Here is a 17,561-nt window from a genome sequence, read left to right as displayed (position 1 = left end):
TCATTTGGTACACTGGAAGTGGTGAGGTGAGATAATGGAACCCTTTGTATTGGATAAAGAATTACTTGAACGGACCAAGAACCCAAATTCAGATTTCGGTCCTGATCCGTTAATATTATATGTTGAGCCTTGGACACAGCAATTTGAACAGCTGTCAGTCGGGTTTACGACGAGGCATGGTGGAGTCGGAAGAGTTCCGTATGCCACGCTCAATTGTGCTTATCATGTGGGGGATGACCCTGAAGTTGTACTTAACAACCGCAGGCTTGTAACCGAGAAGCTTGGCTTTGCAGCAGAAGCATGGACCTGTGGAGAGCAGGTGCATGGCAAACATGTAGCTGTAATTACCGGTGAAGATCGGAGCAGAGGATTATTTGATCGTCAATCTGCGTTGCAGGATACGGATGGATTGGTCACGAATGTGCCTGGTGTGATGCTGGCTTCTTTCTATGCAGACTGTGTTCCACTTTATTTCTATGACCCTGTGCAGCAGGCGGTAGGTCTTGCTCATGCCGGCTGGAAAGGTACGGTCTCGGGTATAGCCCTATCCATGGTGGAGACGATGGAACGGGAGTATGGCAGCCGTAGGCAGGACATTCGAGCTGCAATCGGTCCGTCGATTGGGGATTGCTGTTATGAAGTGGATGAGGTGGTCATGCAGCATGTACGGGTTTGGTTTGATGATTCCCCGGTTAATGATGAATACAAGGATTCTGCTTCTAAACAAGCATATCGAGCCGTGAATAACGGTAAAACGATGTTAAACTTGAAAGAATGTAATCGACACATTATGATGAAAGCAGGAATAATGCCGGATCATATCGAATGTACAACATGGTGTACAAGTTGTCATCCCGAACTATTTTTCTCCTATCGGAAGGAAAATGGCGTTACAGGGCGGATGGCGAGCTGGATTGGGCTGGAAGAGAGGTGACCCTCTGTGTCATTGGAGGAGCGTATACAACAGGTAAATCAGAAGATCGAGGATGCATGTCGGCGCAGTAACCGTCATCGTGATGATGTGAATGTGATTGCGGTCACGAAATATGTCTCACTTGAAACAACGGGATCGGTGCTGGATCATGGTCTTGAGCATATTGGAGAAAACCGGTGGCAGGATGCACAGGCCAAATGGGAAGCTTTTGGTCAACAGGGTACCTGGCATTTTATCGGTCATCTGCAGACAAACAAGGTGAAAGACGTGATTGGCAAGTTTCGTTACATACATTCACTGGATCGTTTGTCATTGGCGAAGGAGTTGGATAAGAAAGCAGCTTCACTTGGTATCCAAGTGGAAACGTTTTTGCAGGTGAATATTTCGGGTGAAGAGAGCAAGTATGGCTTACAGCCTGAACAGGCAAGTTCTTTTTTGCGTGATATTCGTTCGTTCAACAATCTCAAGGTCGTCGGCCTGATGACCATGGCACCTCACGAGGAAGATCCGGAGCTGACGCGTCCCGTATTTCGTGGATTGCGTGAGCTGAGAGATCAATTGAATGGACAAGCCCTTACAACAGAGCCATTGACTGAGCTGTCAATGGGGATGTCCAATGATTTTGAAGTGGCCATTGAAGAAGGTGCAACCTGGGTACGGCTAGGATCGATTCTCGTAGGAAAAGAGGAGGGTTCACGATGGGCGTAATGAATAAATTTATGAATTTCCTTGGACTTCAGGAAGAGGAAGAGATTGTGGAACGTGAACGGATGGCTGCGCAGGAGGAAAATGAGTCTGAACAGCAGGAAGCTGAAACCTCCAGTCTCGATAAACGTAGAAACCAAAGGGGGAATAATGTGGTGAGCATTCATTCCCAGAAAAATGTTAAAGTTGTCCTGTATGAACCGCGTTCTTATGACGAGGCTCAGGAAATTGCCGACCATCTGCGTTCGCATCGTACTGTTGTGGTAAACCTGCAACGGATACGCCAGGACCAAGCGCTGCGCGTGATTGATTTTTTAAGTGGCACGGTATATGCATTGGGTGGCGGTATTTCCAAAATCGGCGGAAACATTTTTCTCTGTACGCCAGATACGGTTGAAATTCAGGGATCAATTACGGAAATACTGGCTGACAGCGAGCAAGATTATAACAGAATGAGGTGAGCCGTTTTTGTATCAGATCGAGGTTGTGTTGTCTGCGCTATACCAAATTTACTTCTACATGGTCATCGTCTACATATTGATGTCATGGCTTCCCAATGCACGGGAGAGCTTTATCGGTGAATGGTTGGGTAAATTAGTGGAACCATATCTAAGTCCGTTCCGTCGATTTATACCGCCTTTGTTCGGTGTGCTGGATATTTCCCCGATTGTGGCGCTGATCGTTCTTCAACTGGCGCTTAGCGGGCTAATCTCCATACTCCGGTATTTTGCATATTAGAGGTTGTTCAAAAAGTCCGCTTTTGATTACGAAGGATGCCTAGTGGCATCGTCAGCATCGAATATGGAATTCAGCCGAAATAAGCGGGAGGCTTACGAAGTATGTTTCCTTCGGAAACATTGTAGTTGCTCACGTAGTTTTCTCTACGCTCCGCTACTCCATTTCTAGCTTTATCCCATCTTCTCGGTACTGAAAACCGATCTTTTTGAACACGGACTATTAGGGTAGGGTGACATAGATGAGCGGTGAAATTTATGAACATTTTAGCCATGATGAGCGGGATTTTGTAGATAAAGCATCGGATTGGGTTGAGCAGGCAGGTAAGTATCATGACATGAAGTTAACTGACTTTCTTGATCCAAGACAGGTTTTTATTTTACAAACTCTTGCCAATCGTCGAAATGATGTTCAGATTCGTCTGGACGGTGGTTACGAGGCTGCTGAACGCAAGCGTGCGCTGGTTGCAGCTGATTATATGTATCTGGATGATGAAGATATGGGAATGCAGGTGCTCAGTATTACGTCTGATGATCAGAAAATCTCGGAGCTGGAGCATGGGGACTATATGGGTTCCCTGCTCGGGCTTGGGATGAAACGAGGAAAGATCGGGGATATCCAAGTGCTGGAGGACGGTTGCCATACAGTGGTGGCGGCGGAAACCGGCGCTTTTTTATCGCTTCAACTGAACCAGGTGCATCGGTTACATGTGTTCACAGAGTTACTTCCTCTGGATCAGATGCGATGGTCAGAGAACAAACTGGAGACGATGGACATTACGGTCGCTTCTCTTCGTCTGGATGGAATCTGTGCAGATGTGTATCGGCTTAGTCGCAGTAAGGTGCTGGTGCCAATCAAAGCCGGTCGCTGTCGTGTGAACTGGAAGGTTGAGGAAGATCCCTCCAAATCGCTAAAAGCGGGTGATGTCGTTTCCATTCAGGGATTCGGTCGTTTCAAGGTTATGGAACAGGATGGGATGACCAAAAAAGGGCGTTGCCGAGTGAAAATCGGCAAATTTGCCTGAGTCTGTTGCAGGAAAATCCCCTTTCTTGTCGAAATGTTTATCATAAAGGTGTAGAAAATACGCGGTGTATCCGATATACATTAAGTCAAAGATTTATGCTGCAAACCTTCTCTGGACGGGAAGGAACTTTAACAGGAGGTGGACAGCATGCCATTAACGCCGCTGGACATACACAACAAGGAATTTTCCCGACGTTTGCGCGGGTATGACGAGGATGAAGTCAATGAATTCCTGGATCAAGTCATCAAAGATTACGAAGGCGTCATTCGCGAGAACAAAGAGCTGAGCAATCAGTTGCTGTCCGTTCAGGAAAAGCTGGATCATTTTTCCACAATTGAAGAAACACTTAGCAAAACGATCATCATTGCACAGGAAGCTGCCGATGATGTGAAGAGTAATGCGAAGAAAGAAGCGCAGTTGATCGTGAAGGAAGCAGAGAAAAATGCAGACCGGATCGTCAATGAATCGTTGGGCAAATCACGTAAAATTGCTTTGGAAGTGGAAGAACTGAAAAAGCAGGCATCGATTTATCGTGCCCGTTTCCGCACGCTTGTTGAAGCGCAGCTTGAACTGTTGACTCAGGATGGTTGGGAAGTGCTGGAGAGCCGGGAGCAGGAAGTGCGTGACCGTGAGCGTGAGATGAAGGAAATTTATTAGTCTATCGCCTGGTTGACTTTTGTCTGCAAAGAGGCTATAACTATATTCATAATGAATAGTGATTCCATGACGGGTTCAGTACGTTATGATCTCATCCCTCAGAGAGTTGGTGGTTGGTGCAAACCAATGGATGAGTTATAGCCGAATATCTCCCCGGAGAAGTGACGCTGAAGCGGTGTGCTTGAATGCCGTGTGTAAGCCGAACCGTAAGCCGTACGTTATAACGGCACCCTGCTGTAGTATAGCGGGGCATAAGCGCTGTTGATGACAGAGCATACCCAGGCTTGCTTGGTTGTGGTTTGTGATGAACAGAATTAGGGTGGTAACGCGAGTATAGCCTCGTCCCTTTCCAGGGACGGGGCTTTTTTGTGTCCAAAAAAGGCGAACGTCCATGAGGCCCGCAGGGACCTCAAGGAGAGAGCCGACCCGCCGGGAGAGCGAAGCGCCCGGCAACACCCGCCTCACGGTAAGGCCATGCGGCGTTCACGCAGGGAACAGCGGCAAAATGGCCGCCACTACGCACATCCCCCTCGCCCATAAGCGCCACCAATCCGCCACCGACAACTCATCCCGGGTGTCCAGAGGGCGGAGCGCCTATGGGGTCCCCCTTAGCAAGGGGGATTTAGGGGGATTGAAACGCTTTTTGTGCACGGTCCACAATTCAACACAGCTGAAAGGAAGATGATCACCATGCAACGAGTTGACGTCAAAGAGAAGGCACGTGCCAGAGAATTACGCGTGTTAGATAAATGGAAAACGGAGAATACATTCAGAAGATCCATCGAAAACCGGGAGGGCAAACCAAACTTCGTATTTTATGAAGGGCCTCCTACAGCGAACGGTAAACCACATATCGGTCACGTACTGGGACGCGTAATCAAGGATTTCGTTGGACGGTATAACACGATGAAGGGTTACCGCGTCGTTCGTAAAGCGGGCTGGGATACACATGGTCTGCCTGTAGAGCTGGGTGTACAGAAAAAGCTTGGCATCTCCCACAAATGGGAAATCGAAGATTACGGCGTGGAGAAATTCATTAACGAATGTAAAGCGAGCGTATTCGAGTACGAGCAACAATGGCGTGATTTGACAGAAGGTATCGGATATTGGACGGATATGGATAACCCGTATATCACCCTGGATAACAACTACATCGAGAGTGTATGGAACATCCTGGCGACAATTCATGAGAAAGGCCTGTTGTATCGGGGGCATCGTGTGAGCCCGTATTGCCCATCTTGCCAGACCACACTGAGTTCCCATGAAGTTGCACAAGGGTACAAAGACGTCAAAGACCTGAGCGCTACAGCGAAATTCAAACTGGATGACAGCGGAGAATTTGTACTGGCTTGGACGACAACACCTTGGACACTGCCTTCACACGTTGCACTTGCCGTGAATCCGGATATGGACTACTCCCGTGTTCGTCAAGGTGACGAAGTGTACATCATGGCTACCAATCTGGTTGACAAAGTGATGAAAGATACCAAAGGTGAGTATGAAATCATTGGTGCACTGAAAGGTGCCGATCTGGTTGGAAAAACGTATGATCCTCCGTTCAACTACGTACAGGCTGAGAAAGCCAACATCATTTTGGGCGCAGGTTTTGTAACGGATGCAAGTGGTACGGGTATCGTACACATGGCTCCTGCCCATGGTGAAGATGACTACCGTGTATGCCGTGAGAATGGGATCAGCTTTGTGAACATGGTGGATCTGGAAGGTAAATTTGTCGCTGAGGTTACTGACTTTGCCGGACGTTTCGTGAAGGATTGTGATATTGATATCGTGCGATATCTGTCTGAAAATGGACGTTTGTTCAGCAAAGAAAAATATGAGCACAGCTATCCATTCTGCTGGCGTTGTGATACACCGCTTCTGTACTATGCAATGGACAGCTGGTTTATCCAAACAACAGCCATCAAGGACCAATTGATTGCCAACAACAGTGAAGTGGATTGGTACCCGGGTCACGTTCGTGAAGGTCGTTTCGGGAAATTCCTTGAGGATCTGGTGGATTGGAATATCAGCCGTGATCGTTATTGGGGAACTCCGCTGAACATCTGGGTATGTGAGGAGACTGGCGAACAATTTGCTCCACACAGCATTGCTGAATTACGTGCTCGTGCGGTAGGCGACGTGCCTGAGAATCTTGAGCTGCATAAACCATATGTGGATGACGTTAAAGTCATGAGCTCTTGTGGCAAATATGAAATGAAACGTACACCGGAAGTGATCGATGTCTGGTTCGACAGCGGTTCGATGCCGTTTGCCCAGCAGCACTATCCATTTGAAAATAAAGAAGTATTCGAACAGCAGTATCCTGCTGATATGATCTGTGAGGGAATTGACCAGACTCGTGGCTGGTTCTACAGCTTGCTGGCGGTTTCCACCCTTTTGACAGGTAAAGCGCCTTACAAAGCGGTTATGGCTACAGGACACGTTCTTGATGAAAACGGACAGAAGATGTCCAAATCCAAAGGTAACGTTATCGATCCTTGGGAAGTGATTGAAGAGTACGGTACAGATGCATTCCGCTGGGCTTTGTTGTCTGACAGTGCACCGTGGAACAGCAAACGGTTCTCCAAAGGTATCGTAGGCGAAGCCAAATCTAAAATGGTCGATACGCTGGTTAACACCCATGCATTCCTGACGCTTTATGCTACCATTGATGGATTTGATCCACAGGAGCACCCGTTCCAACTGTCTGCACACAAGCTGGATCGCTGGATTCTCTCGAGACTGAACAGCCTGATCCTGGTTGTAGAAAAAGCGTTGCTGGTTAACGACTATCTGAACTCTTCCAAAGCGATTGAAGCATTTGTTGATGAACTGAGTAACTGGTATATCCGTCGTTCCCGTGACCGGTTCTGGGGAAGTGGCCTGACAGACGATAAACTGGATGCTTACCGTACATTGACTGAAGTACTGGTGACTACTGCGAAGTTGGTTGCTCCGTTCACACCGATGCTGGCAGAAGACATCTATCTGAACCTTGCAACAGGTGAGAGTGTGCACATGGAAGACTATCCGGTAGCTAATGAAGCGCTAATTGATGCAGGACTGGAACAGGATATGGAGACGGCTCGCCGCGTGGTTGAACTTGCCCGTAACGTTCGTAACGAAACAGGCATCAAGACACGTCAGCCACTGTCCGAATTGATTGTATCCCTGGATAAAGGTTTTGACCTGGCAAGTTATGAAGAGATCATCAAGGAAGAGATCAATGTGAAAGGAATCCGTACAGAGCATAATGATGCGGAATTCGTTGACTTTACATTGAAACTGAACCTGAAAGTTGCAGGTAAGAAATACGGTAAAAACGTAGGATTCCTGCAAAACCTCTTCAAGGGAATGTCGGCCGATGAGACGCGTAAAGTGGTTTCGGAGGGTGTGCTGAACATCGTTTCACCGGAAGGCGAAGAGCTGCAAGTGACGAGCGAAGAATTATTGGTTGATAAACAGGCCAAATCAGGTTTTGCTTCTGCATCAGGTTACGGTCTGACGGTTGCGCTCAATACCGAAATCACGCCAGCACTGGAACAGGAAGGCTGGGTCCGTGAAGTGGTTCGTGCTGTGCAGGATACCCGGAAACGACTGGACTTGCCAATTGAGAAAAGAGTACGTTTGACACTGGATGTGGATGCATCCCTTCAGGAAGCTATTCAGGCGTTTGATGATGTGTTGCGTGAAAATGTTCTCGTAACCGAAGTTACATTTGGCTCGAATGAGTCCATGGAACGCGTTGAAGCCGGAGGCAAATCAATCGGTATTTACATCGAAGCGTAATTCGGAGCCTGTCCCATCCAATTAGGACAGAATATAGAGTATAAACAAACGAGCCGCAGAGGCAGGGACATTTTCCCTGGTTCTGGGCTCGTTTGTTTTTTATGCAAAAAGGCAATGATTCTATAGTGCAGTCAATCTATATTGATCAAAGGAACTGAGCAAACATGAGCGAACATGATGAAAAGCAAACGGCATCCATTTCAAAATCAACATCAGATGATCTAACTTCACATGACAAAATTGAAGAGTTACATACCTTGACTAACCGACTGGCTAATGAACTGGAGCGTTCCCGGATTGCGCAATACACGGAACTTTTGAACAGACCCTGGAAGCTGATTGGATTAAACTTGTTGTCTGGAGCAGCCCGTGGTGTGGGGATTGCGATTGGGTTTACCTTTTTCGCAGCGACGATCATCTATGTTTTGCAGCTGCTTGGGGCACTTAATCTCCCTATTGTTGGTGACTACATCGCTGATATTGTTCGAATTGTACAACGGCAGCTGGAACTGACCACCTACTAAGCCATGTAGCGATTGTATCAAGGTGCAATTAATACATGTCATCCGTCTCCATATCGGGTTCCAGCAGGCCGTCACCTTCACGGTTCTCCAGGTACTGGCGATATTGCCGATTGCGCACGATGGAGACGTCATGACCATAGATGTCTGTTGCAACAAAGCTTTCGTACGCTTCAACGCAGCCTTCCACTTCATCTGTGGCTTCAATAGCCATAACATCATAGCTGTCAATATCACGTCCTTCAGCCATGGCTGGTGAGTTCGATGTGCCCCAGCTCTCAACAATCTGCCAGGTGTCTTCACCATCGAAGCCATTTTGATCATCTCGCTCGTCCAGACTGGTTCGACCAAATGCCGGGGCAAAGAATTCTTCCTCTACAGGACGGTTCTCAGAGACAACGGTTTCCGGTTGATGTTTTTTGCAGTATTTGGTGTAGGGAACAGCTTCCATGCGTTCATAAGGGATGGGTTGCTGGCAGACCGCACATGTACCGTAATGTCCTTCTTCGATGGAGTGCAGTGCAGAATCGATTCGCTCCAATTGGAACTCATCATGTTCCAGCAGGGAAATATCTTTCTCGCGTTCATACACCTCCGTGGCTATGTCACCAGGATGATTATCAATCGGTGATAATTCACCTGTCTGTAGTTTAAGGGAGTCTCCAAGGCCATAATGCTCGTTTTCCGAAAGTCTATGTTCAATATCGCGCTTATCGGACATCAGTTGGGAACGTAGAAATTGCAGTTGTTCGGTAGTAAAATGTGACATGATTTTCCCCTTTCTGCTTTCATGCTGGAATCCGGATTTTGACTCTATTGTAGGATGTGCCATTAAGGGCAAGATTACAGAAGGGAAATGTTATCGTTTTTGCCATAAGCATTGCGATGTAGCGCGTCGTGGACGATTTCCAAACAGCTGTGCTACAATAAACAAGTCTGGCGTAAGCCTGGTATCGTTTGGAAAAGACAAGAACGGAGTGACAAACAAACGTGGTGTATTATATCCTCGCTTTTATCGTATTTTTATTGGATCAGGGAACCAAGTATCTGATCGCAACCCGGATGGAACTCAGAGAAGAAATTCCGGTCATCGGCAATTTCTTTGTCATCACATCACATCGTAACTCAGGAGCAGCTTTTGGCATTCTGCAAGACCAGCGTTGGTTCTTTATTGTCGTTACGTTGATTGTGGTCGTTGCCTTAATTTGGTATTTGCAAAAGGTAAAAGATACTCCACACAAATTGCTGCCTGTGGCGCTTAGTTTGGTGCTTGGTGGAGCAATTGGCAACTTCCTTGACCGGGCATTGACCGGAGAAGTTGTAGATTTTGTACAACTTAATTTTGGAAGTTATACGTTTCCCATTTTTAACATCGCCGATTCGGCAATCTGCATCGGTGTAGGGTTGATCATAGTGGAGACATTGCTTGAAGGACGGCGCGAAAAAGCAGCCGCGAAGATTGAAGGGAATGAACATCATGAGTAATCCGAATAAGGAACAGATTAACGACGAAGAACTAATGAATGGCAATGAACGTATGGAATGGACCGTTGCCGCTGAACATAAAAAAGAACGAATTGACAAATATATTACGGAAGCCGTGGATAACGTATCTCGCTCCCAGGTTCAATTGTGGATCGGAGACGGAATGGTTACGGTAAATGGTGCTGTAGTCAAAGCCAATGCCAAGTTATCCGAAGGGGATCTGGTTGAGTTACAGATTCCAGAACCAGCTGCTGTGGAGATCATTGCCGAAGATATTCCGCTGGAAGTGGTATATGAAGACAGCGACCTGATCGTGATCAACAAACAGCGTGGTCTTGTGGTGCATCCGGCACCAGGACACACGTCGGGTACCCTCGTTAATGCACTTATGCATCACTGCAAAGACCTCTCGGGTATTAATGGAGAGTTGCGTCCTGGTATTGTGCATCGTATCGATAAGGATACATCTGGCCTGATTATGGCTGCCAAGAACGATCGTGCGCATGCATCACTGGCTGCTCAGTTGAAGGAACATACGGTGAATAGACGGTATATTGCGCTTGTTCATGGTCATCTTAACCATGATCAAGGGACCATCGATGCACCGATTGGACGCGATACCAATGACCGCAAAATGTATACGGTCACAGAACGTAACAGTAAACATGCCGTTACGCATTTTACCGTTACAGAGCGGATTAATGATTACACCTTGCTGGAATTGAAACTGGAGACAGGACGTACTCACCAGATTCGGGTTCACATGAAATTTATCGGTCACCCGCTTGTAGGAGATCCAACTTATGGACGGAATAAAGGCATCAAAATGCAAGGACAGGCACTTCATGCGGCCATTCTTGGATTTGTGCATCCAACAACGGGAGAATACCTTGAATTTTCAGCTCCGATTCCGCAAGATATGGAAGACGTGCTTGCCTCGTTACGCAGTCGTTAACAGTTCCAAAAAAGTACAAATGTTCGGATACTTTGTCCATGGCTTTGATCACGCAAATGCTTCATATTAAAGTGTAGAAATTTGCGTCAAATGAGGAGATGAACAACGTTATGAGTATCGATAAATATCAAGAAACTTACATTCAGACTAATTTTGCCGACCGTATCGGTGGCTCCAACTATGGTAAAGACACGAACATTTATAAATTCGAGAAAATCAAACGTGCCAAAGCTTCGGCCAAACAAGATTTTCCCGATGTGGAACTGATTGACCTTGGTGTAGGTGAACCGGACGAAATGGCTGATGCAGGCATTGTCGCTGCACTTGCAGAAGAAGCTTCCAGACCTGAGAACCGTGGTTATGCCGATAATGGTATTCCTGAATTCAAGGCTGCTGCTGCTTCCTACCTGAAAAACGTATTTAACGTAGAAGATATAGATGCAGATACTGAAATCGTGCACTCCATTGGTTCCAAACCGGCTTTGGCGATGATGCCTTCATGCTTCATCAATCCGGGTGATGTGACGATCATGACCGTTCCAGGTTACCCGGTTATGGGCACACATACGAAGTATCTGGGTGGAGAAGTGTTCAACATTCAATTGACAAAAGAGAACAACTTCCTGCCTGATCTGACGGCTATTCCGGAAGACATCGCAAAACGTGCGAAGTTGCTCTATCTGAACTACCCGAACAACCCAACAGGTGCAAGCGCGACGGTGGAGTTCTTCACTGAAGTCGTGGAGTGGGCTAAGAAATACAATGTTGTGGTTGTACATGATGCTCCATACGCAGCGTTGACGTATGATGGCAAAAAACCGTTCAGCTTCCTGTCGGTACCTGGTGCGAAGGATGTGGGCGTTGAGCTGCACTCTCTGTCCAAGTCCTACAACATGACGGGTTGGAGAATCGGATTTGTAGCGGGTAACCCGCTTGTAGTCAAAGCATTCAGTGACGTGAAGGACAACAATGACTCCGGTCAGTTCATCGCGATTCAAAAGGCTGCTGCTTATGGATTGAACCACCCTGAGATCACTGAAAAAATTGCAGAGAAATATTCCCGTCGTCACGACATGCTCGTTGCCGCATTGAACGAACTGGGCTTCCAGGCAGAAAAACCTAAAGGTTCATTCTTCCTGTATGTTGAAGCACCAAAAGGTGTGGTTGGCGGACGTCGCTTCGAATCCGGCGAAGATTTCTCCCAATTCCTGATCCGTGAGAAACTGATCTCATCCGTACCTTGGGATGATGCCGGTAACTTTGTTCGTTTCTCCGTAACCTTTGAAGCCAAGGGTGAAGAGGAAGAGAAACGTGTTATTTCCGAGATCAAGCGTCGTCTGAGCGACGTGCAATTCGAATTTTAATTGTAGTACCCTATAGATTAATCATATTAAAACGAGAAGAGACCGGTAACGGTCTCTTTTTTATGCCCATATTAAATTTTTTTCATTTACTCCCTTTACAAAATTATACAAGCAACATATGATTAGATCTTTACGTTATTTGTTATATACAGAAGTTGTTTTTGAAGGGAGTTATTACAATTGTTATCATCACGAACAAGTACGGTGTCCTCACCGGCTACAGGAAATGGTACCTGTATGCGGGACACTATCTGTTTGCGTTCTTCCTGTTGGGTGGAGGTTTTGTCATCAGCCTTCGTCCGGGATTGGGGAGAAACGCACTAATCATTCTGCTTATGTTATCCGCGCTTATTACGGCTGGTAATAATATATATCGTCATATCGTATGCTCTTCCAAGATTCAGACTCAGTCCATTAAAAGTATTCTTAACCCTTTACCGCATCCGTGGATGCAGGTAGAGGGTTATTTTGGTTATATCAAATTTCTCATTTGCCTATGGATAAATATGCAGAAATGTTGTATAATTATGAGTAACCAATGAGATGTATTGTGTATGGATGTTTTTTGGCCTAACTGCTGATTCTAAGAAGAACGTAGCAGAGGATTTTCACCTGCGATGGTGAGGTGTTGACAGAGGGTTGTCTTTCTGTCATAATTCATGAAGACAAACGGACATATTGATTACAGAACCCTGTGAGGTTCTGCAATATGAACGACATGAATAGCACCTTTAAATCAGTCCCGTGAGACTGGCAAGGTAACGTGAACGATACATCGTTTTTTGCTGCGGCAAATAAAGCGATGCATCCCCGAGAGTAAACTTTCTTCAGAGCGGTCTGAAGTTCGGAGACTCCTTGCCAATAAACACGGCAAGGAGTCTTTTTTGTTCTCCTCGTCACGGGGCCATGATGCTGAAGGGAAATCCTGAGGAGGCTGAACGCATGAGCACAGAGACACATGTCATTATGGATGAGACGGCGATCCGCCGCGCATTAACACGGATTGCCCATGAGATATTGGAGAAAAACAAAGGAATTGACGATTGTGTGTTGGTCGGTATCCGTACACGCGGGGTTTACCTGGCAGAACGGATCGCGGCCAAGATTGAAGAAATCGAAGGCGCCAAAGTACCCTGGGGAGAATTGGATGTGACTCCTTACCGCGATGACCGCTTGGATGAAAATAAAGCGAATCGCAAGGAAATGTTGATTATGACACCTGAATCACTTTCGATCCATAACAAAAAAGTGATTTTGTTCGATGATGTGCTCTATACCGGACGGACGATTCGCGCAGCGATGGATGCCCTGATGGACTGTGGAAGACCGCAGAACATTCAGCTGGCTGTACTCGCAGACCGCGGACACCGGGAACTTCCGATTCGACCTGATTTTATCGGCAAGAATGTACCGACTTCCAAATCAGAGGAGATCGAAGTAGCACTCATGGAAACGGACGGACAGGACGAAGTCAAAATCACTCAGAACCGGGGGGAGCAAGCATAATGATTACACAGACAGCATTGAGAGACCGAAGCTTGCTTGGACTGAAGGAACTTAGTCGAGGAGAAATCGAATCCATTCTGAACAGAGCGGATCACTGGGAAGCGCAGAAAGAGAAACTGGTTCCTGTACTGGAATCACGCTTCGTTGCGAACATGTTCTTCGAGAACAGCACGCGTACCCGTTTCTCCTTCGAAATGGCAGAGAAACGCCTGGGCGCACAAGTGCTGAACTTTGCGGCAGCCGCATCCAGTGTGGAAAAAGGAGAGTCCATCTACGATACGGTACGAACACTTGAGTCGATGGGCATTGATGCAGGCGTGATCCGGCTGAAACCGGCAGGCGTTCTGCAACAACTGGCTAAGAAAGTGAGTGTTCCGCTCGTGAACGCCGGAGACGGCAACAATGAGCATCCCACACAGGCGTTGCTGGACCTCTACACGATGAGGAAAGCATTTGGCGAACTGAAAGGCTTGCGTGTTTCCATCATTGGTGACATCCTGCATAGCCGTGTAGCTCGTTCCAACCTGTGGGCACTGCAAAAGTTTGGTGCGGATGTACGCTTCTGTGCTCCGCAAACGATGCAGGCACCGGAACTCGCAGAGCATGCTCCTTATGTCGGTCTTGAAGAAGCGTTGGATGCAGATGTAGTCATGATGCTCCGTGTTCAACTTGAACGTCATCAACATGGCTTAATTACTTCAGCTGAGGATTATCGCGAACACTACGGATTGACGGAAGAACGGGCATCACGCCTAAAACCAAGCACCATTATCATGCACCCTGCTCCTGTGAATCGCAACGTCGAGGTAGATGACGCGGTTGTGGAGAGTGAAGCATCGCGGATCTTCCCGCAGATGGCAAACGGCGTTCCAATCCGCATGGCGGTTATGGAACGTGCGATGAAACTGTAACAGGGTCTGGCTGTGGGTCATAGGCTGACGGTACGGTAGTTCTTATAGAGCAATAAGAGAGTACACGATAAAGAAAATCATCCGGCTTGCCTGGTAAGCCGGACAGAACCGAAGCGGAGGGCAATTATGCTACAGATTATAAAAAACGCGAACATCTTGAACCAAAAAGGGGAACTTGAACGGAAAACCATCATTATAGATGAAGGTAAAATTAAAAAGATCGTTGGTCTGGAAGACCAAGCTGTACTGGATGCGGAAAAATCAGCGCAGAGTGTAACAGACGCATCAGGCAAACTGGTCATTCCGGGATTAATCGATATGCACGTGCATCTGCGTGAACCTGGATTCGAGCACAAAGAGACGATCGAGACAGGTGCCCGTTCAGCAGCACAAGGTGGTTTTACAACAATCGCTTGCATGCCCAACACAAGACCAGTAACAGATACAGCAGAAGTTGTGAAGCTGGTACTGGATAAGGCCAAAGAAGCTGATCTGGTTAAAGTGTTGCCTTATGCAGCCATTACAAAAAACGAACTGGGTCGTGAACTTACCGATTTTGCCGCCTTGAAAGAAGCAGGCGCTATTGGATTCACCGATGACGGTGTAGGCGTACAAAACGCTCAAATGATGAAAGATGCCATGAGCCTCGCGGCAAGTATGGATATGCCAGTGATCGCACACTGTGAAGATGACTCACTGGTTGTTGGTGGATATGTGACGGAAGGTGAGTTTTCCAAACGTCACGGCATCAAAGGAATTCCAAATGAATCCGAGGCCATTCACGTTGGCCGTGATATCCTGCTCGCAGAAGCAACGGGAGTCCATTACCACGTCTGTCACGTAAGTACAGAGCAATCGGTTCGACTGATTCGTCTCGCGAAGTCCATCGGCATTAAAGTAACTGCTGAGGTGTGTCCGCACCATCTGGTGTTATCGGATGAAGATATCCCGGGCATGGATGCCAACTGGAAAATGAACCCCCCACTGCGCTCACCACGTGATGTGCAGGCTTGTATCGAAGGATTGCTGGATGGCACGCTGGACATGATCGTAACTGACCACGCGCCACACAGTGTAGAAGAGAAAGCCAAAGGCATGGAGCTGGCCCCTTTCGGAATCGTAGGATTCGAAACAGCCTTTCCGCTGCTGTACACCAAGTTTGTGGAAACAGGACTGTGGAGCTTGGACTTCCTGGTGAAACGCATGACAGCTGATCCGGCACGTGTATTCCGACTGGATACTGGCAAACTGGAAGAGGGAGCACCAGCAGATATCACGATGATTGACCTGAACGAGGAAAAAGCGGTTGATCCTGCAACGTTTGCAACCAAAGGAAGAAATACCCCATTCACAGGCTGGAAACTGAAAGGTTGGGCTGTACAAACATGGGTGGATGGCAAAAGTGTGTGGAGCAACACTGTACAACAATAAAACAGTACCATAGTAATTCAATAAATCATTAGACCTTATATCTTGAATTCTTCAAAAAAACAAGCCTTTATAACTCTAAATTTACAACTTTTACACCAGTACCATCTTTACAACTAACTCGAGGCAGCTCATGCCGAGAGTCCAATATACAAAACAAAGAAAAGTTGAATAATGCTTTTGAACATGGACACCAACGTAACTGCGGAGTGGGCAGAAAGAACCCGAAGAAGCAAAGCGGTCGCCTTTATCACCGGATTACTCCATTTGAAGAATGGGATCAAAGTAATCCGGGGATAACAGCGATCAAAGGTTTTCTGACCACGGAGCCGCACCAAACGTAACGTCTACCATGTTCAACTCAAAATATTCAACGTTGATAAACACAGAGGAGTGAAATGGGATGCAGGCACAGGCAAGATTATTGTTGGAAGACGGCACACTGTTCACCGGGAAAGCATTCGGTGCTGAAGGTGAAACGACAGGTGAGGTCGTTTTTAATACGGGAATTACAGGCTATCAAGAGGTGCTTTCGGATCCTTCCTATTGCGGTCAAATCGTAACCATGACGTATCCGCTGATCGGAAACTACGGCATTACGCGTGATGACTTTGAGTCGATTCGTCCATACGTACACGGTTTCGTTGTGCGTCGTCATGAGCCAACGCCAAGCAACTGGCGTGCGGAGTATAGCGTAGACAATCTGCTCAAGGAATACGGCATCGTAGGAATCAGCGAAATTGATACACGCATGTTGACTCGCCGGATTCGTCACCACGGCACAATGAAGGGAATTCTCACAACAGGATCGAAGCCTGTGGAAGAACTGCTGGAGATGATGGGAGACACCACTATCGCCGAGCTGCGTAACCAGGTGCCATTGACTTCTACGGAGCATGTATACAACAGCCCGGGAACGGCTGAGCGTATTGTGCTCGTGGATTATGGTGCCAAAACAGGAATCTTGCGCGAACTCAGCAAACGTAACTGTGACGTTGTTGTTGTTCCACACGATGTAACAGCAGACGAGATTCGTCGCCTGAACCCGGACGGCATTCAACTGTCCAACGGCCCTGGGGACCCGAAAGACGTACCTCACGCAGTTAACATGATCAGTGAACTGCTTGGCGAATACCCGATCTTCGGCATCTGCCTGGGTCACCAGTTGTTCGCACTTGCGGCAGGAGCAGACACCGAAAAACTCAAGTTTGGACATCGCGGAGGAAATCACCCGGTGAAAGAACTGGAGAGCGGACGTTGCTTCATCACATCCCAGAACCATGGATTTACCGTAAACGAAGAGTCTGTGAAGAGTACCGATCTGGAAGTTACGCATATCAACAATAACGATAAGACCATTGAAGGTCTGAAACATAAATCATTCCCGGCATTCTCGGTTCAGTATCACCCTGAAGCAGCCCCGGGTCCTTACGACAGCAGTTATCTGTTCGACCGCTTCATCGAGATGATTCGAGAGCACAAAATCACCAACCCGCAAAAGCCGCGTCAAGCCGTATTGGCAGCCGCAGTGAAAGGAGCACAATAAC

16 protein-coding genes and 1 other annotated feature are annotated in these 17,561 nt (G+C 47.2%); of the genes, 15 read left to right on the top strand and 1 reads right to left on the bottom strand.

Annotated features, from left to right (window positions below; translation table 11 throughout):
- Positions 1-34 precede the first annotated feature (34 nt).
- The 8 genes from pgeF (at position 35) to J7E78_RS17545 (ending at position 8,368) form a co-directional block, all read left to right on the top strand.
- A complete protein-coding gene (pgeF, locus tag J7E78_RS17580; protein ID WP_215077509.1) occupies positions 35-934 on the top strand; it encodes a peptidoglycan editing factor PgeF in 900 nt (299 codons plus the stop codon).
- A 6-nt stretch (positions 935-940) separates the two neighbouring features.
- The gene (locus J7E78_RS17575) at positions 941-1,642 is read left to right on the top strand and encodes a YggS family pyridoxal phosphate-dependent enzyme (protein WP_215077508.1); all 702 of its coding nucleotides are present in this window, start codon (positions 941-943) and stop codon (positions 1,640-1,642) included.
- Positions 1,633-2,100, top strand: coding sequence for a cell division protein SepF (locus tag J7E78_RS17570; RefSeq protein WP_215077507.1), 468 nt, complete (start codon positions 1,633-1,635; stop codon positions 2,098-2,100). Before J7E78_RS17575 ends, J7E78_RS17570 begins: the two co-directional genes overlap by 10 nt.
- Before the next feature lie 7 nt (positions 2,101-2,107).
- Entirely contained in the window at positions 2,108-2,377 is a 270-nt protein-coding gene (locus tag J7E78_RS17565) for a YggT family protein (protein WP_215077506.1), read from the top strand.
- 238 nt (positions 2,378-2,615) lie between these two features.
- The gene (locus tag J7E78_RS17560) at positions 2,616-3,398 is read left to right on the top strand and encodes a YlmH family RNA-binding protein (protein ID WP_215077505.1); all 783 of its coding nucleotides are present in this window, start codon (positions 2,616-2,618) and stop codon (positions 3,396-3,398) included.
- Positions 3,399-3,545: 147 nt separating this feature from the next.
- On the top strand, positions 3,546-4,055 hold the full coding sequence (locus J7E78_RS17555; RefSeq protein WP_215077504.1) for a DivIVA domain-containing protein: 510 nt from the start codon (positions 3,546-3,548) through the stop codon (positions 4,053-4,055).
- A gap of 57 nt (positions 4,056-4,112) precedes the next feature.
- Positions 4,113-4,405: a binding site (T-box leader), on the top strand.
- 340 nt (positions 4,406-4,745) lie between these two features.
- Positions 4,746-7,844 (top strand): isoleucine--tRNA ligase, encoded by a 3,099-nt coding sequence (gene ileS / locus J7E78_RS17550; protein WP_215077503.1) that lies wholly within the window; start codon positions 4,746-4,748, stop codon positions 7,842-7,844.
- A 164-nt stretch (positions 7,845-8,008) separates the two neighbouring features.
- On the top strand, positions 8,009-8,368 hold the full coding sequence (locus J7E78_RS17545; RefSeq protein ID WP_215077502.1) for a DUF5665 domain-containing protein: 360 nt from the start codon (positions 8,009-8,011) through the stop codon (positions 8,366-8,368).
- A 28-nt stretch (positions 8,369-8,396) separates the two neighbouring features.
- Here the strand turns inward: J7E78_RS17545 and J7E78_RS17540 are convergent, their stop codons facing one another.
- Positions 8,397-9,134, bottom strand: coding sequence for a TraR/DksA C4-type zinc finger protein (locus J7E78_RS17540; RefSeq protein WP_215077501.1), 738 nt, complete (start codon positions 9,132-9,134; stop codon positions 8,397-8,399).
- A gap of 221 nt (positions 9,135-9,355) precedes the next feature.
- Here J7E78_RS17540 and lspA point away from each other — a divergent pair, with 221 nt between their 5' ends.
- The 7 genes from lspA (at position 9,356) to carA (ending at position 17,560) form a co-directional block, all read left to right on the top strand.
- Positions 9,356-9,850, top strand: coding sequence for a signal peptidase II (gene lspA / locus J7E78_RS17535; protein WP_017687321.1), 495 nt, complete (start codon positions 9,356-9,358; stop codon positions 9,848-9,850).
- Complete coding sequence (locus tag J7E78_RS17530) at positions 9,843-10,805, top strand: RluA family pseudouridine synthase (RefSeq protein ID WP_371129030.1); 963 nt, start codon at positions 9,843-9,845, stop codon at positions 10,803-10,805. Before lspA ends, J7E78_RS17530 begins: the two co-directional genes overlap by 8 nt.
- 110 nt (positions 10,806-10,915) lie before the next feature.
- A complete protein-coding gene (locus J7E78_RS17525) occupies positions 10,916-12,169 on the top strand; it encodes an LL-diaminopimelate aminotransferase (RefSeq protein WP_215077500.1) in 1,254 nt (417 codons plus the stop codon).
- Positions 12,170-13,111: 942 nt separating this feature from the next.
- The gene (gene pyrR, locus J7E78_RS17520) at positions 13,112-13,675 is read left to right on the top strand and encodes a bifunctional pyr operon transcriptional regulator/uracil phosphoribosyltransferase PyrR (protein ID WP_017687330.1); all 564 of its coding nucleotides are present in this window, start codon (positions 13,112-13,114) and stop codon (positions 13,673-13,675) included.
- Positions 13,675-14,586, top strand: a complete 912-nt coding sequence (locus J7E78_RS17515) for an aspartate carbamoyltransferase catalytic subunit (RefSeq protein ID WP_215077499.1) — start codon at positions 13,675-13,677, stop codon at positions 14,584-14,586. Before pyrR ends, J7E78_RS17515 begins: the two co-directional genes overlap by 1 nt.
- A gap of 126 nt (positions 14,587-14,712) precedes the next feature.
- Positions 14,713-16,017: a dihydroorotase gene (locus J7E78_RS17510; protein ID WP_215077498.1), complete on the top strand. Its 1,305-nt coding sequence runs from the start codon at positions 14,713-14,715 to the stop codon at positions 16,015-16,017.
- 400 nt (positions 16,018-16,417) lie between these two features.
- Positions 16,418-17,560: a glutamine-hydrolyzing carbamoyl-phosphate synthase small subunit gene (gene carA / locus J7E78_RS17505; RefSeq protein WP_215077497.1), complete on the top strand. Its 1,143-nt coding sequence runs from the start codon at positions 16,418-16,420 to the stop codon at positions 17,558-17,560.
- Position 17,561 lies beyond the last annotated feature (1 nt).

It is taken from the genome of Paenibacillus polymyxa, assembly GCF_018614975.1.
Taxonomy (GTDB): Bacteria; Bacillota; Bacilli; order Paenibacillales; family Paenibacillaceae; genus Paenibacillus; species Paenibacillus polymyxa_E.
Note: the sequence above shows the minus strand (reverse complement) of the source record. Positions and strands in the feature narration are given on the sequence as shown.

Bases quoted from the DNA above. Each gene is read 5' to 3' on its own strand.
- pgeF (WP_215077509.1), top strand. From the start codon at position 35: ATGGAACCCTTTGTATTGGATAAAGAATTACTTGAACGGACCAAGAAC.
- J7E78_RS17570 (WP_215077507.1), top strand. From the start codon at position 1,633: ATGGGCGTAATGAATAAATTTATGAATTTCCTTGGACTTCAGGAAGAG.
- J7E78_RS17560 (WP_215077505.1), top strand. From the start codon at position 2,616: ATGAGCGGTGAAATTTATGAACATTTTAGCCATGATGAGCGGGATTTT.
- J7E78_RS17555 (WP_215077504.1), top strand. From the start codon at position 3,546: ATGCCATTAACGCCGCTGGACATACACAACAAGGAATTTTCCCGACGT.
- ileS (WP_215077503.1), top strand. From the start codon at position 4,746: ATGCAACGAGTTGACGTCAAAGAGAAGGCACGTGCCAGAGAATTACGC.
- J7E78_RS17545 (WP_215077502.1), top strand. From the start codon at position 8,009: ATGAGCGAACATGATGAAAAGCAAACGGCATCCATTTCAAAATCAACA.
- J7E78_RS17540 (WP_215077501.1), bottom strand. From the start codon at position 9,134: ATGTCACATTTTACTACCGAACAACTGCAATTTCTACGTTCCCAACTG.
- J7E78_RS17530 (WP_371129030.1), top strand. From the start codon at position 9,843: ATGAGTAATCCGAATAAGGAACAGATTAACGACGAAGAACTAATGAAT.
- J7E78_RS17525 (WP_215077500.1), top strand. From the start codon at position 10,916: ATGAGTATCGATAAATATCAAGAAACTTACATTCAGACTAATTTTGCC.
- pyrR (WP_017687330.1), top strand. From the start codon at position 13,112: ATGAGCACAGAGACACATGTCATTATGGATGAGACGGCGATCCGCCGC.
- J7E78_RS17515 (WP_215077499.1), top strand. From the start codon at position 13,675: ATGATTACACAGACAGCATTGAGAGACCGAAGCTTGCTTGGACTGAAG.
- J7E78_RS17510 (WP_215077498.1), top strand. From the start codon at position 14,713: ATGCTACAGATTATAAAAAACGCGAACATCTTGAACCAAAAAGGGGAA.
- carA (WP_215077497.1), top strand. From the start codon at position 16,418: ATGCAGGCACAGGCAAGATTATTGTTGGAAGACGGCACACTGTTCACC.